Source organism: Paenibacillus sinopodophylli (assembly GCF_005930355.1).
Taxonomy (GTDB): Bacteria; Bacillota; Bacilli; order Paenibacillales; family Paenibacillaceae; genus Pristimantibacillus; species Pristimantibacillus sinopodophylli.
Window position 1 is genome coordinate 2,472,073 of sequence record NZ_VDBO01000001.1, and the last position, 20,641, is coordinate 2,492,713.

Sequence of the window (20,641 nt, forward strand, 5' to 3'; positions counted from 1 at the left end):
ATTTGTACCACAAAAACGGCTTGAATACAAAGATATAAAATCTATTTACTCTATAGACTGCATCTATAAAGAAATAATAATAGGACAGTTCCGCAGGTCGAGAACCGACCTTCAAAGACTGTCCTATTACGTATAGCTGTTAAACGCCGTAATCTAAATCAAGCTCATCTTGTCACGACGCCCAGGTGTTTTGCGTTTCTCGATCAAACGATTTAACGCATCGATATAAGCGCGAGCACTCGCTTCAAGAATATCTGTGCTTAGTCCGCGGCCTTGGGCAGAAACATCGTTCTGCTTCAGCACAACATGCACTTCGCCCTGCGCATCCTTGCCTTGCGATACCGATTTGATGGAATAATCCTCAAGCTCTACCGCTTCCTGCGTAACCTTGTCGATCGCGTTGTAGATTGCATCTACAGAACCGTTGCCGATCGCGATTTCCTCAACAACGTCTCCTTCCGCTTTACGTATGCGAACGGACGCACTTGGCGTTGACTGGTTGCCATAGCTCACTTGGATCGTCTCCAGGCTAAACACCTCTGGCGTATCAATCAGCTTCTCTTCAAGCAATGCCAGAATATCCTCATCACTTACGGTTTTCTTGCGGTCAGCAAGATCTTTAAACTTAGCGAATGCTGCATTAACCGCTTCGTCCTCAAGCTCGTAACCAAGATCAACCAGCTTCTCGCGGAACGCATGACGCCCGGAGTGCTTGCCAAGTACAAGCTTCGATTCCTTCAGTCCGATCGTTTCAGGAGAAATAATCTCATAAGTCGTTTTTTCTTTCAGCATGCCATCCTGATGAATACCGGATTCATGCGCGAACGCATTTGCTCCAACAATTGCTTTGTTCCCAGGAACGACCATACCCGTCAGCTTACTGACAAGACGGCTCGTCTTAGCGATTTCCTTCAGGTTCAATGTCGTATGTGCGCCGAAATAATCCGGGCGCGTCGCAAGCGTCATTGCGATTTCTTCAATCGCAGTGTTGCCTGCACGCTCGCCAATACCATTAATAGTTCCTTCAATTTGATCCGCACCATTTAAGATCGCTGCAAGTGAGTTCGCAGTCGCCATGCCAAGATCATCATGACAGTGCGCACTTAGCTGGATCGTCTCAATATTAGGAACATTTTCCTTCAAGGTTTTGAAGATATTGCCGAATTCAAGTGGATTCAAATAACCCACCGTATCTGGAATGTTAACGACTGTTGCTCCTGCTTTGATTGCCATCTCTACGACCTGGCATAAGAAATCCAGCTCCGTACGTCCAGCATCCTCAGCAGAGAATTCAACTTTATCGAAATATTTCTTCGCATAACGAATCGCACGCTCCGCCGTTTCCAGCACCTGATCCTTCTCCATGCGAAGCTTATGCTTGCGGTGGATTGGGCTCGTCGCAAGAAAGACGTGAATACAAGGGTCCTGTGCACCAATCAGCGCTTCACGAACGGCGTCAATGTCTTGCTCGCGTGAACGGGAAAGACCGATAACCGTTGCGTTTTTGACTGCGCGTGCTACCGCGTTAACCGCAGCGAGATCTCCAGGTGAAGCAGCAGGGAAGCCAGCTTCCATGCGATCTACGCCTAGACGCTCAAGCTGAAGAGCGATTTCTACCTTTTCCTTCGTGTTCAGGTTTACACCAGGAGATTGCTCTCCGTCACGAAGCGTTGTATCGAAAACATAAATTTTCCGCATTTGTGCATTGCACCTCCGTGAACAGAATGATCCCGGCACGCGAATGGATTCGCTCTACGCTGCGGAAGCCGCAGCATAGAGCGATCCGGCGAACCGGGATATGGTCGTTGCTTGTATCAGCTATTACTTCTTGATCCAGTGCATCAATTCGCGAAGCTGTGCGCCTGTTTGCTCGATAGGGTGAGCAGCTTCATTACGGCGAGTAGCCGTAAGCATAGCACGGTTGGATTGGTTCTCCAAGATGAAGTCGCGAGCGAAACGACCGGATTGGATATCTTCCAATACACGTTTCATTTCTTTTTTCGTTTCTTCTGTAACGATGCGAGGACCTGTTACATAGTCACCGTATTCAGCAGTGTTGGAGATGGAATCGCGCATCGACGAAATTCCGCCTTCATACATCATGTCAACGATCAATTTAAGCTCGTGCAAACACTCAAAGTAAGCCATTTCTGGAGCGTAGCCAGCTTCAACAAGTGTTTCGAAGCCCGCTTTAACTAGTGCGGAAGCGCCGCCGCAAAGAACAGCTTGCTCACCGAACAAATCTGTTTCTGTTTCTTCTTTGAAAGAAGTTTCGATAACGCCTGCACGTGTACAGCCGATACCTTTTGCATATGCAAGGCCAATTGCTTTAGCATTGCCAGTTGCATCTTGCTCGATTGCGATTAGACCCGGAACGCCAAAACCTTCTTGGTACGTACGGCGAACCATGTGACCAGGAGATTTAGGAGCAACTAGGAATACGTCTGTATCTGCGTTAGGCACGATTTGGCCGTAATGGATGTTGAAACCGTGTGAGAACATAAGAGCCGCGCCTTTTTTAAGGTTCGGAGCGATTTCTTCGCTGTAAACACTCGCTTGTGTTTCGTCAGGAAGCAGGATTTGAACAACGTCCGCTACTTTAGTCGCTTCTGCAACTGTAAGTACTTCAAAACCATCTTTTTTAGCAACTTCAGCAGATTTACCAGGACGAAGCCCGATAACTACTTTCAAGCCGCTGTCGCGAAGGTTTTGCGCTTGCGCGTGACCTTGGCTGCCGTAACCGATAACTGCGATTGTTTTACCTTGTAGTACGCCTTGATCAGCGTCTTTTTCATAGTACATTGTAACTGCCATTTTAATAATTGCCTCCTTTAATTTAACCCTTTTGAGCGGGTGTTTAAGCAGAGAATGACCCATAAGCAGCGGTTCTCCCCTTAAACTCCCGCTCAAAGAGGGATGTTGAACTGGATTTTGATTGGTTTACTATTTCGCGTTGCCTCTGTTAAGCGCCGTTACGCCAGTGCGTGAAAGTTCGCGGATGCCGTAAGGCTTCAGCAGTTCTACCATTGCATCGATTTTTTCTGTATCACCGACAACCTGTACCATAAGCGAATGAGTGCCTATATCGACAACCGCTGCGCGGAATGTCTCAACTACTCCTAGAATCTCAGGTCTGGACGCAGGCTCTGCATTGACCTTAATCAACGCAAGCTCACGCGCAACCATTGGATTGGAGCTAAGATCAATGACCTTAATAACATCAATAAGCTTGTACAATTGCTTCGTAACTTGCTCGAGCGTATGGTCGTCACCCGAAGTGACGATGACCATACGCGACAAGCCTGCTTCTTCACTGGACCCTACTGTAATACTTTCAATGTTGAAGCCGCGGCGTCCGAACAAACCAGAAACGCGCTGCAGAACACCGGGCTGGTCATTTACGATTACTGCGATCGTGTGTTTTTTCATTCCGCATCCCCCATGATCATTTCGTCGATGGTGCTTCCTTGTGCAACCATTGGGTACACGTTCTCTTCCTTACGAACGACGAACTCCACAACGGCTGGACCTGGATGACGGAGCGCTTCTTCCCATACCGCGCGCGCTTCTTCCTTGTTCGTTGCACGGAAGCCTTTCACGCCATAAGCCTCGGAGAGCTTAACGAAATCCGGGCTGCCGGAAAGATCAATATGGCTGTAACGATTATCGTAGATCAGCTCTTGCCATTGACGAACCATACCGAGCACTTGGTTATTGATAATAACCACTTTAACCGGAATGTTGTTAATTGCGCAAATCGCAAGCTCCTGTGCACACATCTGCATCCCGCCGTCACCATTAATAGAAACGACTACGCGATCCGGATTAGCCATTTGAGCACCAATTGCTGAAGGGAAACCGAAGCCCATTGTTCCAAGTCCGCCAGAAGTTACCCATGAACGCGGCTTATTGAATTTATAGAACTGTGCTGCCCACATTTGATGCTGGCCAACGTCAGTCGTTACAATCGCATCGCCGTTAGTCGTTTCATGAATGAGTTCAACTACCCATTGCGGCTTGAGCTCAACATCCGAATCCTTATATCTGAACGGATATTGCTCACTGGATGCTTTAAGCTTGGCACGCCAGTCATCTGCTTTGTCCGCACGTTTAGCTAGCTTGTTCACAATCTCCAACACGGTTTTCACGTCTCCAACAATTGGAATATCCGTCGGTACGTTTTTACCGATTTCCGCAGGATCAATATCAATATGAACGATTTTCGCCAGTGGTGCGAAGCCATCTAGCTTACCAGTTACCCTGTCGTCGAAGCGTGCGCCAATATTAATCAGCAGGTCCGAGCTTTGAATGGCCTTGTTAGCCGTGTAAGTTCCATGCATGCCTGGCATGCCTAGAAACAGGTCATTGCCGCTTGGGAATGCTCCAAGACCAAGCAATGTCGTCGTAATTGGAATTTGTGTTTTCGTTGCAAATTCAAACAACTGTTCATGACCGCCTGAGTATACAACGCCGCCGCCAGCCAAGATAAGCGGACGCTCTGCCTGTTCAATCGCTTTAATAAGCTTATCCACTTGATTCTTATTAGGCGATACAGTTGGATTATAGCCGCGAATGTTCACTTCAGTAACTGGCTTGAACAACGTTTTCGCTGCCGATATGTCTTTCGGTATGTCAATCAATACAGGACCCTTGCGGCCCGTATTGGCAATATGGAAGGCTTCATGAATAATACGCGGTAGATCTTCAACATCACGCACCAAGTAGCTATGTTTCGTAATCGGCATCGTGATGCCTGTAATGTCCGCTTCTTGGAAAGCATCGCTTCCAATCAAGCTGGAGATGACATTGCCCGTAATGACAACCATAGGCACTGAATCCATATACGCTGTTGCAATTCCTGTAACAAGGTTTGTTGCCCCTGGGCCGGAAGTTGCAATACATACGCCTACTTTACCACTTGCGCGTGCGTAACCATCAGCTGCGTGAATGGCTCCTTGCTCGTGACGCGTAAGCAAATGATTGAAATCGGGGTTACCGTGCATCGCATCATAGATGTACAACACTGCTCCGCCGGGATAGCCGAAGACACAATCTACATCCTCAAGCAATAGACTTCTTAGCAAAATTTCCGAACCCGTTATGACCTCAGGCTTCGAGAGCCTTTCCTTCAATTCCTCTTTTGACTTCAGTGTTGCATCTTGCGTTACCATCAGTCATCCTCCTCTCAGAAAAAACAAAAAAACCTTTCGCTCCTCATGCTTCAAACGAAGCTACGAGGGACGAAAGGTATATCTTCCGTGGTACCACCCAAATTTGTTATACCTCTCTCGACGTATAACCTCCACAAGTAAGAACGTCGTGCACATACGTTCATACTATTGGCACTTTAACGCTTGCCCTGCGATTCCCCCTATTAGGCAACAGCTTTCTTTGTTGCTTTTCAAGGAAACAGCTCCGAGGTGAGCTCGTAGAAAAGGGATTTTGGCGATGGTTGCAGCTGATCCATCCGCTCTCTGTTCAAAAGGGCCCTAAGCACTTCGTCCTCATCAATGCTGATTGTGTATGTACCACATGGTGCGTACACCGGTACGTGGTAGATAAGACTTTCTTTATTATATGCCGTGAATGAGCGTTCGTCAAGAACCTTAACAACTCTTCCTGCAAAAAGTAACCGGCGCATGAAAGAGCGATACCACATATAGTAGTGTAGCCCCCAAACGGCAAACTCATGCAGCGCCCGCGTCCACAAGCGCAGCAGAAATGGAATGATCATTATGATTAGATTTTACGAGCCTAGACTGGATGAAGCTGAAGTCGTTCGTCTCATTAAAAACGAGCTTATTCCATTATCCCATACGGTCCATCAGCATGATGCGCAGACCATACGCGAGCTCCCTAAAAGGTTTCGCCGTGGTGTTGCTTATGTAGCCTCTTTGTCCAAAAAAAGCCCGCCAATATCCTTCATCCATTTCGAAGTGATGGGCGAAGTGCTTTATTTGGATATGATGGTTACTCATCCTGACCATCGCAATCGGCAATGGGGACGTAAGCTAATCATGGAAAGTGAGGCATACGGCAGAGCACAGAGCTGCACTATTGCAAGGTTGTTTGTGGATCAAGTCAATGGCAAAGCCCATCAGCTCTACACGAAGCTGGGCTACCAGACTGTCCGCTACTACCCTGAACTGCGCTGCTACGAGATGCTCAAGCCGCTTGCCCCGTTTTGATTGCTCAATCAGCCTTTAATACCCGTTATAACCTTGGTTGCCGTAGCCATAGCCGTAACCGCCGCCACCACTACCACAGCCGCATTGATTAAAATTATTGTTGCAGCAACCTCCACCACCGTAACCGCCGCCAAATCCACCGCCGAAGCCTCCGCCTAGAAATGGAAGTGTACCGATTGCAAGAAGGTCAAACAATACGAGCGGCAGAATCGCATTCGTTTGTACGACCTTGCCCTTGTCCTTCTTCAGCGGAGCAACGATGAGTTTATTCTGATGAACCCGAACGAGCTTGCCAGTTACGACAGATCCGTCAGGACGTACAGCATAAATGGATTTGCCGATCAGCTTCCTAACCTGCTGCTTGGAAACATTATTCATGCATAATCCCTCCTTTCCCTTTGTTATATAACCTATTCAAGGAAAGGCGCATCCGTCTGTTTGTTTGTCCTCTGCACCAATAAATGTGCTTATCTGCATGGACGCAGCTTAGTATAAGCTTCTGGCACCGCTGCCCCAAAATACAAAAAGGGCTCTCCGAACTCACCATGTAAGTGAGACGGACAGCCCTTGTATGTGATTAACACCTAAGCGTTAATTTTTTCTTTCGCAATACCTGCAAGTGAGTTGAACGAAGTGATATCGTTAACAGCCAGGTCAGCAAGAATTTTGCGGTTAACTTCTACGCCCGCAAGCTTCAAGCCGTGCATGAATTTGTTGTATGAAAGTCCGTTAATACGTGCTGCCGCGTTAATACGAACGATCCACAGTCTGCGGATGTCACGTTTTTTGTTGCGACGGTCACGGTATGCGTACATAAGTGACTTACCAACTTGCTCCTTCGCTGTTTTAAACAGACGATGTTTCGAACCGAAATAACCTTTAGCTAGCTTTAGAATTCTTTTGCGACGACGAGTGCGGACAAATCCGCCTTTGACTCTTGCCATGAATGGAAACCTCCTGTAGGTTGAATTAGCTTATTTGTTGTTGCTTATTATTACAAGTTGGAAAGGCCTTGCTTCAAACGACGAACGTCGCCAGCAGCCATAAGCGGTTGGCCAGCAAGCACGCGTTTTTGACGACCGGATTTGTGTGAAAGCAAGTGGTTACGGTAAGCTTTGTAACGTTTTACTTTACCAGTTCCAGTAATTTTAAAGCGGTCTTTCAGACTGCTGTGAGTTTTCATCTTAGGCATATCAGTTATCCTCCTTAAGGTTCTTCATCAGTTGTTAGCTGTTGGTTTTGGGTGCCAAAATCATAATCATGCTCCGGCCTTCCAGCTTAGGAGCGCGCTCAACGCTGCATAATTCGGCAACCTCTTTAGAAAGTCGATCCAAAATCTTCTGTCCAAGAGAAGCATGTGCAATCTCACGGCCGCGGAAACGAACCGATGCTTTCACTTTATCGCCTTCACCCAGAAACTTAATGACATTCCGGTATTTCGTTTGGTAGTCGTTCTCGTCAATGTTGGCACGGAACCAAACTTCTTTAAGATCAACGATCTTTTGGTTTTTACGAGCTTCTTTTTCTTTCTTCTGCTGCTCATAACGGAACTTTCCGTAGTCCATGATTCGGCATACCGGCGGCTTAGCCGTCGGTGCGACATTCACCAGGTCCAAGTTAAGCTCAACAGCTAGCTGCATAGCATCACGAATCGATTTAATACCGATTTGCTCGCCTTCAGCGCCTACTAAACGTACTTCTCTGGCCCGGATCTCATCATTGATTTGATGTTCTCTGCTAATAACGTGCCACCTCCAAAATTGTTTGTTTCATGTCTCCACACAATAAAAAAATGCGGGTTCGCTCGAACCCGCATCTCATAACCGTACATTTATGTCAGAGCATTATTTCGTTAGAAACAATGGAATGACTAATCGATTATCGCGAACCAGCCAGCCGTAGCCGAAAGGTGAGAAGCGGGTGCTTCTGCTTGTGCGTCATTAAGTTAGTTTAAAATGTTACCGTGTTACTATACCATGCCTAGCGAAGTCATGTCAACAGCCTAACAGATCTTTCTGAACGGGCTGCTTGCCCTCACTGCTGTTATTTACTTTGTACTTCTTCGATCCGAACAACACGAGTATGCTGTGTGTGGCTCCACGTTTTGTTGTTCTGAGTAAAGAAAGCGTAGAACGTAATTGGCCACCAAGAAATAAGGAAAAACGGCAGCGTAAGCAGATGAGCATACATTTTCCATGACTTCACGCCTTCCAGCATAAGCGCAATCGGGAACTGAATAATTCCGGCTATAGCTGCAATCCCAACCGTCCACCATGGCAGATAATTATACAGCGAATCGAGGTAGTTGGTCGTTGGTATTGCTATATCTATCCACATAACCATCGTGAGAATAAATCCTAGCAGTGTATTGTAAACAGAGATCGTGTATATCGCCGAATCAAACTTTACGAAATTTCGTTCTTTGATGCTCGCCCACAATAGCGGGAAAAAGTAATTGCGAGCCACATTGAAATGTCCTTGCATCCAGCGCAACCGTTGTCTCGCAGACGCCTTGAACGTAACCGGCTTCTCATCATATACCTTAGCATCATAGTTCAATATTGGATAAACGCCGCGCTGTACACAGCGCATCGAGAACTCCAAATCCTCTACCAGGCTTGTTGCTCCCCAGCCCATTTCTTTAAGCAACGCGGACTCAAAGCACATGCCAGTGCCTCCAAGGAAATTGCTCATCTTAAGGTTTGTTCTGGATAGCTGCCACAAGCGGTTGCAGTACCAGTACGTAATGCCATATGCGGCAGTAACCCATGAATCTCCCGGATTCTTCGTATCCAAGTAACCTTGGATGACTTGATGTCCTTCACACAAATCATTATTCATAAGCTGCAGGAAATCTGGATTCACCAAATTATCGGCATCGAACATGACAACCGCATCATATTGACGCGGCATAGCCCAAAGCTCTTTGAGCATCCATTCAATCGCATACCCTTTACCGCGAAGAAGCTGATTCGTTCTCTCGCAGGCATGTACGCCCATACTACGGCTAATATCCGCTGTGGCATCTGTACAGTTATCACAAATGACAAATATATCGTATAGCTCTTCTGGATAGTCCATTTTCTTCAAATTTTCGATTAGCGCTCCGACTACTTGTTCTTCGTTGTGTGCAGCAACTAGAACCGCAAACGACTTTTGCGGCGCATGGTGCTTCCGGCTTTTGTTTTTCATTAGGCCGAAAATTGAAATACCGAACTGGTAAACCGCAAGCGACGCCATTACGATTTGAAACGCGATAAAAATAACACTTAGAACCATGCGATACTGCCCCCTTGAGACCCCATTTTTTTGCTTTTTTTCAGCAATCACTCGTAACTGCCGCAAGCTTTTTATTATATATTTTCTCTTTGTGTAGGAGTGTCTCTCTGTAAACACTCTAGAACCTTTATTGATTCTCCACAGAAACAACTTCTTTGTCAAAAGTTGAATTTGTCTCCATTAGGCTTAATCTCGGCAGAAAAACGCTTGCATAGCATACCAATGCTTGCATTACCTCCTTTTACGGCGATTCAGCCTTATTTTCAACCATTTGCTAACTTTTTAGCACTAACGTCCTTATTTACGATGAAAGTCATGAAAATGTTTCCGGAAATTCGCACTGGACGATGTGACGAACAGGTGAACTGACTCTGTAAAATGACATCTTTCGCGCTTTCGACAAGTTCTGCTGCAGCACTCGGATATACGTCCATTACAGTTTTACCAACAACTGCACATTATTAAACAGCGAACGGTCATCAATATTAATATCTTTTAATTAAATGCCGTTTTCCGATGCTCGCAGCATCTCTTGGTATCTATTCAGTTAGGCACACAAATAGCTATTAAAATGATATAATACTTACTTATCTTTAATAATGGGACAAGAAATAGTTTACGCTGGTCTTACAAAAACATGATAAAATTAAATTTATCTAAGCGTAAGTGGCTGAAGCCGCCCTCTCGCGGCTATGCTCACGTTTCGCGTAGACGTATAAAGAAAGTCTGTGCAAATTCATATACTTTCCTATGCGTTAGGCGAAAACGCCTTCGGCGTCCTTTAGACGCTGAAGGAACTTTGACGATGAAATATAAGCCCTTTATAAGCTAACAAACTTATAAGTTCTTATATTTTAAGAAATGCACCATTTAAAGTAAGCCACCGATAGAGGAGGATAACAGCGATGGAACGAATGATAGGCTGGCTGAAAACAAGTGAGCAAAGAATGCTGATTTGGGCAAATCGGAGACCTTCTGGGGGGAAACGACATCGACTCCTGGGCAAATGGCTCAGTACCGTTACACATATGGGCGGCGCAACATTCACTCTCGCAACCGCTTTACTATATGCAATACTCGCACCTGCCCCTTGGAGCCTTACGGGCTGGCAATGCTTGACTGCTGTCGTTATTAGTCACTTGCCGGTTGCTGTCGTGAAAAGAAAATTCAAGCGCCTTCGACCCTATCAGGCACTGCCTGATGTCAATACGGGACATAACCCGCTTGTGGACTCATCCTTCCCGTCTGGCCATACGACCGCTATTTTTGCTTGGCTCGTCCCCATTCTGCTGACCAGCGGGGTCTGGCTAGCCATCTTAGTGCCAATAGCGATTGTTATAGGCGTTTCCGTGGGATGGTCGCGAATGTATCTTGGACTGCACTATCCATCCGATGTTGCGGCAGGTGCCCTTATCGGCACCGTAACCGCATTAGCCGTCAATTACTCGTGGATAGGCTCCGCTATCGGAGTTAATTAATGGTTGTCCTCACCTTGGTCCTCTGCATCTGCGTGAATAGCTTCTGCTTCTTCTTTAAGTGACTTCTCCTGCTTCGCCGTGCGGTGCTTCTGGAGCGCTTCAGAGCCGATAACAGCTTCGACCCGATAAATGTTTTGTCCTTTTTCCATGAACTTCATTTCATATTCTGTAAACACAAGGTCCTCTCGGGGGCCTTCTTTATGTAGATGAAGTGAAATATTACGCATGATCAGCTCCATCTCCGCAAAGCTGTTCAAAGAAAATTCAAACAACGACTGTGAATCCGTCTTGAAGTGGATGTCGCCGCGCTCGTTCAACAGCTCAATATATTTGGCAACCAGTCTAGGATGCGTAAGTCTTCGGCGTGCATGCTTGGCTTTTGGCCAAGGATCGCTGAAATTAAGGTGAACGCGTTCGATCTCACCTGGCGCGAACATCGTTTCGATGCCTTCAATATTCGCTCGCAGCAATGCGAGATTCGGCGGATGCGACTCCCCTTTCTGCTCCCAAGCGATGCGAGCTTTGTCACTCGCTCTGCGCAGCAGCTCATCATACATGTCGACGCCGATAAAGTTAATATGCGGGTAACGAACACTCATCTGACTAATAAAGCGCCCTTTCCCCATCCCAAGCTCCACGTATATTGGCTGATCATTCCCAAAAAATTCATGCCACTTTCCTTTGTGCGGCGCAGCATCAAGCACTACCAGTTCTGGCTGTCCTTCAAGACTTTCACGAATTCCTTTTCTTCCTCTTAAACGCATATGCAGTGATTCCTCCATTTATCGTAGACGATGCAACGAATAGACTATTCCTTATTGTGCCGAACAAATTGAGCAATGTAAAGAGGATTAGCGAAAGAGTCAGCTGTCAATGTGAAACGGCTGTTGCCGCTTTGGCGGCGAGGCGCGTTTCATTCCGAGAAATATAGACAAAGGATGGCGAAATCATATTCTTTCTTATATTTCCATAGAAAAAAGCCGAAGTCCATCACTGGACGTTCGGCTTCCCATTAATAAACGCTCTAACCCTCTTACAGCAGCAGTTGGTAAGGAATCGGTCCATTCTCTTGCTGCTCGCGCTCGTAAGTATCGACAAGCACTTCATTAAGCTTCTTCCGTGCCGAAATTTCTACACCATGGTTATTATGAAAACGCACACCAGTAAGTGCCATCAATTCTTTTACCGTTAGTTCAACCGTTACAGTATCATCGCCGCGCAAAACTTTGGATACAGTGTTCATCTCTAATCACCTCATCGATTTATTGTAAGAGTATTTCCATTTAATCGACGTTTCATGAATACAAGTTCAAATGGGTTATGTTAGGTTTATTTGTTGTTATGTCGCACTTTTAATATAACACTTCATGTAAGGTTACGCAAGCCCAATTTGAACCATTCTAAAAATAATTTCCAATTAAAGCGGTTTCCGAACATTCAAGGCTGTGCTTCATAACAACGATGGCTTTTCCACTCATTTTTCGTTAAAATATAGGGTGTATGTCTTGAAAGTAGGGGAAAACGATGATTGCTTTACACACATCGCAGCCCGTTCTCTGGGGCGATAAACGATTTCATACATGGAATTATGAAATGCGGGAGCAATTTGGCGGGAAAGTATTCAAGGTTACACTTGATGCCGGCTTCACCTGTCCGAACCGCGATGGCTCGATTGCCAAAGGCGGCTGCACGTTCTGCAGTGCTCGCGGCTCAGGTGATTTCGCAGGAAGCCGCCGAGATGATTTGGTCACCCAATTCAATCAGATTCGCGACCGCCAGCATCTGAAATGGCAGGACGCCCAATATATCGGCTACTTCCAAGCCTATACCAACACCTACGCGCCGGTTGAGGAGCTTCGTGAATATTACGAAGTTATTTTGCAGCAGCCTGGCGTTGTCGGTTTATCTATTGCCACCCGCCCCGACTGCTTGCCTGACGATGTCGTTGACTATTTGGCGGAACTGAATGAACGTACCTATCTTTGGGTAGAAATGGGCCTTCAGACGGTACATGATTCAACCTCCGAGCTCATTAACCGGGCACATGACACTGCGTGCTATGTAGATGCTGTCAAACGGCTTCGCGCTCGCGGCATTCGTGTCTGTGCACACATCATATACGGGCTTCCGCAGGAAACACATGAAATGATGATTGGTACAGGACGTGCTGTAGCCCAGATGGATGTGCAGGGCATCAAGATTCATTTGCTCCATCTCATGCGCAAGACACCGATGGTGCGTCAGTACGAAGCAGGCTTGCTGCAATTTTTGGAGCAGGATGAATATGTGAAACTAATTGTCGATACCCTAGAATTCCTGCCGCCTGATATGATCGTTCATCGGCTTACCGGTGATGCGCCGCGCGACTTGCTGATTGGACCGATGTGGAGCCTTAATAAGTGGGCCGTGCTGAATGCCTTCGACGATGAGCTGAAGCGCCGCAACACTTGGCAAGGCAGGCTATGGCAGCCGGAGGTCGAAATCGAATGATGCATCTTTCTAACACGACGACTCTAATTGCAGCTATAGGAGGTGCATAATGGGCTTTCTATCTGTATTAAGCATGGCCCACAAATGGATCGCCGAGCGAACCTCGCTCGGCGATATCGCCATTGACGCTACAGCAGGCGGTGGTGTAGACACGCTAATGCTGGCTGAGCTTGTTGGGCCGAGTGGCACCGTATACGCTTTCGATATTCAGCAGGAAGCACTCGATCGTACGAAAGAACGTCTAGCACCGCTTGCAAGCGCTAATAGACTTCCTACTATGATGCTAAAGCTGGAGAGTCATGCCGAGATGGCTGTCGCTGTTCATGGTTCGGCTGTAGGACAAGTATCGGCAGTCATGTTCAATCTTGGTTATTTGCCGGGAAGCAGCGACCTTACGATCATTACCTCGCCTGTTTCAACGCTTCCCGCGCTTGATGCTGCCCTAAACCTGCTGCGTTCCGGCGGTATCCTTACATGTGTCTTATATCCTGGGCACCCCGGCGGCGCAGAAGAGGCAGCTAGTGTTGAGGAATGGGCCACTGAGCTGCCGCAGCAGACTGCACAAACCGTGATCTACCGCCAACTGCAGCGATCCTCCGCCCCCTATCTCATAGCGATAGAAAAGCGTGCGGCTGCGGTTAGGTAATTGGTTACTAGATTACGAAGCAAAAGGGCGTTAATATCGAATGTGAGAGATGAACAACACCTGCAGATTACAAACATAGGAGAGATGAGAGATGACAGTACAACCATATCCATTACAATTTAAACCGGAAATGAAAGAACGCATTTGGGGCGGACGTGCCTTGGAGGGCTTCGGACTCGAACTTCCTGAAGGCTCCATCGGCGAGGGTTGGATGATTGGCGACCACCCGAACGGTACTACGAAAGTGATGAACGGCGAACTGGCAGGCACTGGCCTTGATCAAATCCGTGAGCAGTATGGACCGATTTGGTTCGGAACGCAGGGCTTCTCCGAGAAAAACGGACGTTTCCCGCTCCTCATCAAACTTCTCGACTGTAACGATGACCTCTCGATCCAAGTGCATCCAACCGATGTATATGAAGGTCTTCCGGCAGGCGAGCTTGGTAAAACAGAGATGTGGTACATCCTTGATGCCAAACCAGACGCCAAGATCATCTATGGCTTGAAAGACGGGGTAGACCGCGCCTCCATGGAAGCCGCCATTACAGAAGGACGCATCATGGACACGCTTCAGGAGGTTTCCGTTAAAGCCGGGGATGCATTCTATATTCCTGCTGGTACAGTACATGCGCTCTGCTCCGGCGTACTCGTAGCCGAAATTCAACAGAATTCCGACACGACCTACCGTTTGTTCGACTACAACCGTCTAGGGCTTGACGGACAATTGCGTGAGCTTCATATCGAGGACTCCCTGAACGTAATCGCTTATGAAGGCGCAGGGGCCGCACGTATGAAGACCGACCACGCCGTAGCAGGTGAATGGCTGACAATCGCTTCATCTCCTTACTTTGTCGTAGAGAAGGGCATAGTCGCTGCTCCTTGGTCATTGACTACTTCGTTAGAGAGCTTCGTTATTCTCGTTATTGCAGAAGGCGAAGGCAGCTTGAAGTGGACGGAAGGCGAGCAAGCTGTGAAAGCAGGCGAATGCTTCCTTCTGCCTGCTAATCTTGGCAGCTACGAGCTGGCAGGCAGTATGACCGTGCTTAGAAGCATCGTACCAGCAGCTGTAATCTAGCATCAATAATACGAAAAGAACCGCTAACCCTATAATATGACTAGGGCGGCGGTTCTTTTTCTATAATCAGATTAGCTTTGCAGCGCCTCTTGTCCTACTTCAACAGATAGCGTAAACGGCCTCGGCTTAGGCTTGCTGCTTCCCGCTTCAAGCGCGTATAGTACAACAAGCAGCGTATGTCTGTCGCGTGAAACCTCGCCAGTTGCTAAAAATGTCGCCAGATCAAACGGCAGCTTCTCGAATACCGCATGCTTGTGAAGCTCCTTCTCCCCGAGCTTCAAGGCTGCGAACTCTGGTGAGACATCCTCCGGACGCTCCGCCAAGCGGCGCATCCACCCGCTCCAAACCGCTTTTTCCATCTTGAATTCCCACCAATTTTTGCGGGGCTTGTAGTTATGGTTAAGGAAATAATCATATTTCATCAGACCCATTACAACATCAGAATCCAAACGCGAGCCGCCAATCGCAAGCACTTCATCGAAGGTAAACGACGTTTTCTCGCCTTCATCCTGCGGAGTCGGCAAGGACCCTATCGCGAATTTGCCTGAACGCGGCAAGGATTCAAGAAACGCCCACAGGCGCGAATATAGATCCTCCAGCTGATGCCCAATCTTCTGCCAGCCGCTGCGCTCCCAGAAATCGCCGAAGGCTTGGAAGAAGTCAAACGGCGACGGAAAAACATGATCGACCAAATAAAGCAGTGTATGATCCATCCGATGCGCGTTCCAATATTTCTCTAGCACATCCTCTACCCGTTTAATGCGAACAATATCGCCAAAAGGCATGAGATCATTCCCAAGCATTTCATATGGGGAGCGATCCATATAAATATAGCCCCATTTGTCCGCTTCACGTCTTAGGCCTGTACCGCGAAGCATTTTGAGAAAGCCAAGCTGGAGCTCCTCCGGGCGAAGCTCGAACACGTCATTGAACGTTCCTCGGAACGTATCATAGTTCTCAAGCGGCAGCCCGGCGATCAAGTCGAGATGCTGATCGATTTTATGCGAGTTTTTCACCTTCATAACGGTACGTACAAGCTTCATCCAGTTCTGACGGCGCTGCACAGCTTCATTCGTTGGATCATTGGTCGATTGCACACCGATTTCGAAGCGAAATATACCCGCAGGCGCATGCTCTGCCAAATAATCGAGTACTTCCGGCCGCATAATATCAGCTGTAATCTCAAATTGAAAGACGCAGCCCTGATGGTTTTTGATCAAAAACTCAAAAATTTCAAGCGCGTAATCTCTTTTAATATTAAAGGTTCGGTCAACAAATTTGATGAGCTTAGCGCCTTTCTCAATCAAATACAAAATGTCTTCCTTCGTCCGCTCCATATCGTAATAGCGTACGCCAACTTCAATACTCGACAAACAGAACTGACAGCTGAACGGGCATCCACGGCTTGTCTCGAAATAAACGACGCGGCTTCCGAGATGCGGGATATCTTCCTCGAAGCGATGCGGCGACGGAAGCTCGTTCAAATTCAGCTTAGGTCGTGGCGGGTTAATGAGTACCTCGACCCGATCCTCGCGCTGCTTGCGATAGGTCACGCCGAATACCATATGGTATTTCCCGTCCCCTTCGATTTCCGTCAGCAAATGATGGAAGGTCTCTTCACCTTCCCCAACCACGATAAAGTCGACCTCCTGTACACGCTCCATCCAGTAGTCCATATCGTAGCTGACTTCCGGTCCGCCAAGAATAATTTTAATTTCTGGCATGATCTTGCGCAGCATGTTAATGACCGTTATCGTTTCCTCAATGTTCCAAATGTAACAAGAGAAGCCGACCACATCCGGCTTGCGGGAATAAATATCCGAGACGATGTTCATCACTGGATCCTTGATGGTATACTCCGCGATATCGATATCGAATCGATCGCCGCTGAACGCCTTCAAGCAGCGCAGGGCAAGCGATGTGTGAATAAACTTAGCATTTAAGGTGGACAGTACCACTTTCATTGGCATAACCTCTCTAACTTAAGCATTGCCTTCTATGCAGTAGCCCATTCTCTACTTCCGCATGAAGCAAGATGCCTTCTATTGTACCGAAAAAAAGCAAAAAAAAGAAGAGGCATCAAGGTGGAACGGCTGTCGCCGACCTCAGGCGGCGCAGAACGTTTCATTCCGAGAAAGATAGAGAAAGGATTACGAAATCATATCCTTTCCTAAATTTCGAGAAGGCGCTTATCGCGCCGCCAGATACCTCCGCTCATCACACGCGGACTTTAATAAACAACTCATTTTTCAACTGCATATCGATCACCGGAAAACGTACCCGCCATTTGTCCCCGCCAAGAGCAGTAACTTCGCTCGAGGCAAAGCCTCTAGGCTCAAAGCCGTAATCCCGCTCATAGTTAATCAATACTTGTATCTTCTCATCAGGCAGCATTTCGTGGAAAGCATAGCCTAGATTGATTGCCCATAGGCGAAGCTCCTGCGCGGAAGCCGCTCCATAGTACATGTAGAACAATGGATCAATCTGAGCCGTGAGCACGAGCCAACCGGAAGAATCGCGATTCGCCGTCCATTTCGTGAAAGATGCCTCACCCTCCGTCGTTGAAAGCGCCCCGTACTGTTCTTTCAGAAGCTTCTCAATATCGGTCAATGGAGCGCCGACCAAAGTGGCAGGTAAGCTGGGCGGTAGAAACTCTGCATCCGCAATAGCCTTGTCCGTTATATCGCTGAAGAGGGAAGCGGCATGAATAACTGAAACAGCGAAGTTCAGATCAGCGCTCGTGCCTGAATAGCCCAATGTGGTAATACCAACTAAATCGCCGAATTCATTGAACAACGCTCCGCCGGAGCTTCCGTGGTCGATTGGCGCGCTTGTCTGAATGTACCTGATTCCATTTTGATACGTTATATTACTGATCAAGCCGTCAGATACCGTATTCTGCAAACCAAGCGGGCTTCCGATCGCAACAACCTTGCCGCCTTTGTATGAATTCAAACCATAGCCGAGTGTGACCGGGTCGATGTCCATCGATTTAGATGTTTTCACAATCGCAAGGTCGGCATCCTCGTCATAGCTAACAACGCCGGTGATCGCAAGCTGCTCTCCATCAATCGTCATAGCTGTAGCAGATGTTGCATCAACGATGACATGATGGTTCGTCAGGATGAGATTTTTGCCAATTACAACGCCGCTTCCCTGTGCCCGATTCGTCGAAATCAATACGACGCTCTCATCGAATTTATCTACAATTTCTTTGCTTGTTAGTGTAGGCAGATTCTTCTGTTCCTCAAGCCATTCCTCATAGTCTGCATTCTCAGCGGCCTCTTGAGAAGTGATACGCACAGCGCTCGACGCCTTATCCCATTTCACCGTCGCGTTAAGCGATTCTGCTATAAAGCGGGCAGGCACGAAGGTCGCACCCTTGCGGACAACTGCAGGTGCATCCAGCTTGACCGTCTTACCGTTGATAACTGCTGTTTTTTTGCCGACCTGAAGAGATATGGACAAGCTCCCTTTGCGACCGATAATGGTCTGTGTCTTGCTCTCCCAAGTAACCGAAGCTCCCAATGCTGTGAATATATCGCGCATCGGCACGTAAGTAACGCCAGCCTCCGCATACGCAGCAGCTGACAGCGAAAGCTTCTTCCCGTCTACGATAACTTGCACTTGCTGTGCTGCTTGCGTCGAGACACTTGCGGCTGCAGCTGTACTGCTGCTTAGCCCGGGAAGCGGCGCAAGCAATAAGCCAGCTACCAATATAGGACTTAATAAAGACTGAATAAGTTTAGTTTTCACGCGAAAGTTTCCTCCAACCATTTCCATTTTGACCATGTGATCTATCTATCAATCATCCTACCATTCCATATGATGCTTTGTCTATTAAACCAAGTTTCATAGAATGCCCCTAAGGCACTTTAGAAGATTAGAACAGTTACGCTTACTCATGGTATAGTAGGAGCATTGAATCTAGGAGGGTTTTACATGCAAAGAGGAAAAAAGCGAGGGGTCCCACAAAAACAAGCAGATAAGAGCAAATCCTATCCGGTTAATGAACCGATGGAGCTGCTGCCTTTTCTCTTACAAAATATAACGGGTGCTGGCCGCAATGTTGTCAAATCAATACTTGCGCATGGACAGGTTTCAGTTAGCGGCAAATCCACCACGGCTTACAATTACCCGCTACAGCCCGGGCAGACTGTTGTTGTAGGTAAAGATCGTCCTCAGGAGAAGCTTGCTCTGGAAGGTCTTGCGATTCTGTTCGAAGACGAACATATTATCGTTATTAAAAAAGAGTCCGGCCTGCTCTCTATTTCGTCAGATGCTGCACCAGAGAATGAAATAACGGCATACCGGCAGCTTACAGCTCATGTTCGGATGGAAAACACGAAAAACCGTATCTTTGTCGTGCATCGGCTCGACCGAGACACATCAGGCGTCATGATGTTCGCCAAAAGCGAGGCCATTCAACAGCAATTGCAGAACAGCTGGCAGGATACGGTGCAAGAGCGGATTTATGTCGCCCTAGTTGAAGGAGCTGTCAAGAAAGAGAAAGACACGATCTCCTCATGGCTCAAGGAAAGCAAGACGCTTAAGATGTATTCCAGCTCGCATGCCAATGATGGGCTGCACGCTGTTACCCATTATAAGGTGCTTCGCTCGAACAAAAGCTTCTCCTTGCTTGAGGTTCAGCTTGAGACCGGCCGCAAAAACCAAATCCGTGTGCATATGGAGGATATCGGACATCCGGTTGTCGGGGACAAGAAATACGGTGCGAAATCGCGAACCATCGGTCGGCTCGGCCTGCATGCAAGAGTGCTCGCCTTCACACATCCCGTTACCGGCAAGCTAGTTCGCTTCGAGACCGAGATCCCGAAGCTGTTTCTAAGACCGTTCAATGTGACGGAGGCCGCGAATAAATAAAAAACATCAGCCGCTTGCTGCAAGCGGCTGATGCCTAATCACCATTATTAAATAATACGTAGGAGGAATCCCTTTATGCCCCATTTACTATTCCGAGGCGTTGCTGCTGAGCAGCTGCGAACCGTGACCAAACAGTTTGTTGAAGAACTCGCGGTCATATGCGAGTGCGGCACCGATAATTTCACAATGGCATGCTTGCATACGACAAATGTGTTGGACAGCACAGCTGACGAGCCCGCTTACGCACTCGTCGAAGCAGGCTGGTTCGATCGCGGTCCGCAAGTCCGCACCCGCTTCGCTCAAGCCGTCACCCGCCACCTCATGCTGCTCGGCATTCATGAGGTCGAGATTGTTTTCCACGCATACCGCGAGGACAGCTATTATATTAACGGTGAACCTGTAGAAGTCACAAGAAAATAATGTTCTAGACTTGCGACGCATCGCTTAGTTTCCTTAATAATCAAGCCAAATCCACCGCAAACAAATGACGATCGGTTCCAATATATTTCATAAAAAAGGGCTGACGAGAACCAGCCCATAATTCATTATTGTAAATTAATAAAGCTTCTTGAGTGCTTCAGGTGTAAATAGTACCCCTTCAACC

At 47.5% G+C, this 20,641-nt stretch carries 20 protein-coding genes and 1 other annotated feature; of the genes, 7 read left to right on the plus strand and 13 right to left on the minus strand.

Annotation, left to right across the window (positions count from 1 at the left end; all coding sequences use genetic code 11):
* Positions 1-153 precede the first annotated feature (153 nt).
* The 4 genes from FGT79_RS10895 to ilvB form a co-directional block, all read right to left on the minus strand.
* The gene (locus FGT79_RS10895; RefSeq protein WP_138752675.1) at positions 154-1,698 is read right to left on the minus strand and encodes a 2-isopropylmalate synthase; all 1,545 of its coding nucleotides are present in this window, start codon (positions 1,696-1,698) and stop codon (positions 154-156) included.
* A 123-nt stretch (positions 1,699-1,821) separates the two neighbouring features.
* The gene (gene ilvC / locus FGT79_RS10900) at positions 1,822-2,814 is read right to left on the minus strand and encodes a ketol-acid reductoisomerase (protein WP_138752676.1); all 993 of its coding nucleotides are present in this window, start codon (positions 2,812-2,814) and stop codon (positions 1,822-1,824) included.
* 129 nt (positions 2,815-2,943) lie between these two features.
* Complete coding sequence (gene ilvN / locus FGT79_RS10905) at positions 2,944-3,429, minus strand: acetolactate synthase small subunit (protein WP_138752677.1); 486 nt, start codon at positions 3,427-3,429, stop codon at positions 2,944-2,946.
* Positions 3,426-5,171 carry a biosynthetic-type acetolactate synthase large subunit gene (gene ilvB / locus FGT79_RS10910; protein ID WP_138752678.1) on the minus strand — a complete coding sequence of 582 codons (1,746 nt, stop codon included), beginning with the start codon at positions 5,169-5,171 and terminating at the stop codon, positions 3,426-3,428. Before ilvB ends, ilvN begins: the two co-directional genes overlap by 4 nt.
* A 564-nt stretch (positions 5,172-5,735) precedes the next feature.
* Between ilvB and FGT79_RS10915 the strand changes: the two genes are divergently transcribed.
* On the plus strand, positions 5,736-6,188 hold the full coding sequence (locus FGT79_RS10915) for a GNAT family N-acetyltransferase (RefSeq protein ID WP_171056167.1): 453 nt from the start codon (positions 5,736-5,738) through the stop codon (positions 6,186-6,188).
* Between the two features lie 15 nt (positions 6,189-6,203).
* On the opposite strand, the gene FGT79_RS10920 is transcribed toward FGT79_RS10915, so the two are convergent.
* From FGT79_RS10920 to FGT79_RS10940, 5 genes are all read right to left on the minus strand, one after another.
* Positions 6,204-6,566, minus strand: coding sequence for an eL33 family ribosomal protein (locus FGT79_RS10920; RefSeq protein ID WP_138752680.1), 363 nt, complete (start codon positions 6,564-6,566; stop codon positions 6,204-6,206).
* Between the two features lie 206 nt (positions 6,567-6,772).
* Positions 6,773-7,132: a 50S ribosomal protein L20 gene (rplT, locus tag FGT79_RS10925; RefSeq protein ID WP_053374532.1), complete on the minus strand. Its 360-nt coding sequence runs from the start codon at positions 7,130-7,132 to the stop codon at positions 6,773-6,775.
* A 50-nt stretch (positions 7,133-7,182) separates the two neighbouring features.
* Positions 7,183-7,380, minus strand: coding sequence for a 50S ribosomal protein L35 (rpmI, locus tag FGT79_RS10930; protein WP_053374531.1), 198 nt, complete (start codon positions 7,378-7,380; stop codon positions 7,183-7,185).
* Between the two features lie 34 nt (positions 7,381-7,414).
* Positions 7,415-7,912, minus strand: a complete 498-nt coding sequence (gene infC, locus FGT79_RS10935) for a translation initiation factor IF-3 (protein WP_138752681.1) — start codon at positions 7,910-7,912, stop codon at positions 7,415-7,417.
* 56 nt (positions 7,913-7,968) lie between these two features.
* Positions 7,969-8,126, minus strand: a sequence feature (ribosomal protein L20 leader region).
* Positions 8,127-8,231: 105 nt separating this feature from the next.
* The gene (locus tag FGT79_RS10940; RefSeq protein ID WP_138752682.1) at positions 8,232-9,467 is read right to left on the minus strand and encodes a glycosyltransferase family 2 protein; all 1,236 of its coding nucleotides are present in this window, start codon (positions 9,465-9,467) and stop codon (positions 8,232-8,234) included.
* A 905-nt stretch (positions 9,468-10,372) separates the two neighbouring features.
* Between FGT79_RS10940 and FGT79_RS10945 the strand changes: the two genes are divergently transcribed.
* Positions 10,373-10,945 carry a phosphatase PAP2 family protein gene (locus FGT79_RS10945; RefSeq protein ID WP_138752683.1) on the plus strand — a complete coding sequence of 191 codons (573 nt, stop codon included), beginning with the start codon at positions 10,373-10,375 and terminating at the stop codon, positions 10,943-10,945.
* Here FGT79_RS10945 and trmB read toward each other — a convergent pair.
* Together trmB and FGT79_RS10955 are read right to left on the minus strand one after the other, a co-directional pair.
* Entirely contained in the window at positions 10,942-11,709 is a 768-nt protein-coding gene (trmB, locus tag FGT79_RS10950; RefSeq protein WP_138752684.1) for a tRNA (guanosine(46)-N7)-methyltransferase TrmB, read from the minus strand. The two genes, FGT79_RS10945 and trmB, sit on opposite strands and share 4 nt — an antisense overlap.
* A 269-nt stretch (positions 11,710-11,978) precedes the next feature.
* The gene (locus FGT79_RS10955; RefSeq protein WP_138752685.1) at positions 11,979-12,188 is read right to left on the minus strand and encodes a hypothetical protein; all 210 of its coding nucleotides are present in this window, start codon (positions 12,186-12,188) and stop codon (positions 11,979-11,981) included.
* A 281-nt stretch (positions 12,189-12,469) separates the two neighbouring features.
* Between FGT79_RS10955 and mnmL the strand changes: the two genes are divergently transcribed.
* The 3 genes from mnmL (at position 12,470) to FGT79_RS10970 (ending at position 15,156) form a co-directional block, all read left to right on the plus strand.
* Positions 12,470-13,435 carry a tRNA modification radical SAM protein MnmL/YtqA gene (gene mnmL, locus FGT79_RS10960; RefSeq protein ID WP_138752686.1) on the plus strand — a complete coding sequence of 322 codons (966 nt, stop codon included), beginning with the start codon at positions 12,470-12,472 and terminating at the stop codon, positions 13,433-13,435.
* Between the two features lie 49 nt (positions 13,436-13,484).
* Entirely contained in the window at positions 13,485-14,081 is a 597-nt protein-coding gene (mnmM, locus tag FGT79_RS10965; protein WP_138752687.1) for a tRNA 5-(aminomethyl)-2-thiouridylate-methyltransferase MnmM, read from the plus strand.
* 91 nt (positions 14,082-14,172) lie between these two features.
* A complete protein-coding gene (locus FGT79_RS10970; protein WP_138752688.1) occupies positions 14,173-15,156 on the plus strand; it encodes a type I phosphomannose isomerase catalytic subunit in 984 nt (327 codons plus the stop codon).
* A 71-nt stretch (positions 15,157-15,227) separates the two neighbouring features.
* Here the strand turns inward: FGT79_RS10970 and FGT79_RS10975 are convergent, their stop codons facing one another.
* Together FGT79_RS10975 and FGT79_RS10980 are read right to left on the minus strand one after the other, a co-directional pair.
* Positions 15,228-17,120 carry a B12-binding domain-containing radical SAM protein gene (locus tag FGT79_RS10975; protein WP_138752689.1) on the minus strand — a complete coding sequence of 631 codons (1,893 nt, stop codon included), beginning with the start codon at positions 17,118-17,120 and terminating at the stop codon, positions 15,228-15,230.
* A 253-nt stretch (positions 17,121-17,373) separates the two neighbouring features.
* Complete coding sequence (locus tag FGT79_RS10980) at positions 17,374-18,912, minus strand: stalk domain-containing protein (RefSeq protein ID WP_171056168.1); 1,539 nt, start codon at positions 18,910-18,912, stop codon at positions 17,374-17,376.
* A 186-nt stretch (positions 18,913-19,098) separates the two neighbouring features.
* Between FGT79_RS10980 and FGT79_RS10985 the strand changes: the two genes are divergently transcribed.
* On the plus strand, positions 19,099-20,037 hold the full coding sequence (locus FGT79_RS10985) for an RluA family pseudouridine synthase (protein WP_138752691.1): 939 nt from the start codon (positions 19,099-19,101) through the stop codon (positions 20,035-20,037).
* A gap of 75 nt (positions 20,038-20,112) precedes the next feature.
* Positions 20,113-20,457 carry a DUF1904 family protein gene (locus FGT79_RS10990; protein ID WP_138752692.1) on the plus strand — a complete coding sequence of 115 codons (345 nt, stop codon included), beginning with the start codon at positions 20,113-20,115 and terminating at the stop codon, positions 20,455-20,457.
* The last annotated feature ends 184 nt before the right edge of the window (positions 20,458-20,641 follow it).

Coding starts and splice junctions, on each gene's coding strand:
- FGT79_RS10895 (WP_138752675.1), bottom strand. CDS start 1,698: ATGCGGAAAATTTATGTTTTCGATACAACGCTTCGTGACGGAGAGCAA.
- ilvC (WP_138752676.1), bottom strand. CDS start 2,814: ATGGCAGTTACAATGTACTATGAAAAAGACGCTGATCAAGGCGTACTA.
- ilvN (WP_138752677.1), bottom strand. CDS start 3,429: ATGAAAAAACACACGATCGCAGTAATCGTAAATGACCAGCCCGGTGTT.
- ilvB (WP_138752678.1), bottom strand. CDS start 5,171: ATGGTAACGCAAGATGCAACACTGAAGTCAAAAGAGGAATTGAAGGAA.
- FGT79_RS10915 (WP_171056167.1), top strand. CDS start 5,736: ATGATTAGATTTTACGAGCCTAGACTGGATGAAGCTGAAGTCGTTCGT.
- FGT79_RS10920 (WP_138752680.1), bottom strand. CDS start 6,566: ATGAATAATGTTTCCAAGCAGCAGGTTAGGAAGCTGATCGGCAAATCC.
- rplT (WP_053374532.1), bottom strand. CDS start 7,132: ATGGCAAGAGTCAAAGGCGGATTTGTCCGCACTCGTCGTCGCAAAAGA.
- rpmI (WP_053374531.1), bottom strand. CDS start 7,380: ATGCCTAAGATGAAAACTCACAGCAGTCTGAAAGACCGCTTTAAAATT.
- FGT79_RS10940 (WP_138752682.1), bottom strand. CDS start 9,467: ATGGTTCTAAGTGTTATTTTTATCGCGTTTCAAATCGTAATGGCGTCG.
- FGT79_RS10945 (WP_138752683.1), top strand. CDS start 10,373: ATGGAACGAATGATAGGCTGGCTGAAAACAAGTGAGCAAAGAATGCTG.
- trmB (WP_138752684.1), bottom strand. CDS start 11,709: ATGCGTTTAAGAGGAAGAAAAGGAATTCGTGAAAGTCTTGAAGGACAG.
- FGT79_RS10955 (WP_138752685.1), bottom strand. CDS start 12,188: ATGAACACTGTATCCAAAGTTTTGCGCGGCGATGATACTGTAACGGTT.
- mnmL (WP_138752686.1), top strand. CDS start 12,470: ATGATTGCTTTACACACATCGCAGCCCGTTCTCTGGGGCGATAAACGA.
- mnmM (WP_138752687.1), top strand. CDS start 13,485: ATGGGCTTTCTATCTGTATTAAGCATGGCCCACAAATGGATCGCCGAG.
- FGT79_RS10970 (WP_138752688.1), top strand. CDS start 14,173: ATGACAGTACAACCATATCCATTACAATTTAAACCGGAAATGAAAGAA.
- FGT79_RS10975 (WP_138752689.1), bottom strand. CDS start 17,120: ATGAAAGTGGTACTGTCCACCTTAAATGCTAAGTTTATTCACACATCG.
- FGT79_RS10985 (WP_138752691.1), top strand. CDS start 19,099: ATGCAAAGAGGAAAAAAGCGAGGGGTCCCACAAAAACAAGCAGATAAG.
- FGT79_RS10990 (WP_138752692.1), top strand. CDS start 20,113: ATGCCCCATTTACTATTCCGAGGCGTTGCTGCTGAGCAGCTGCGAACC.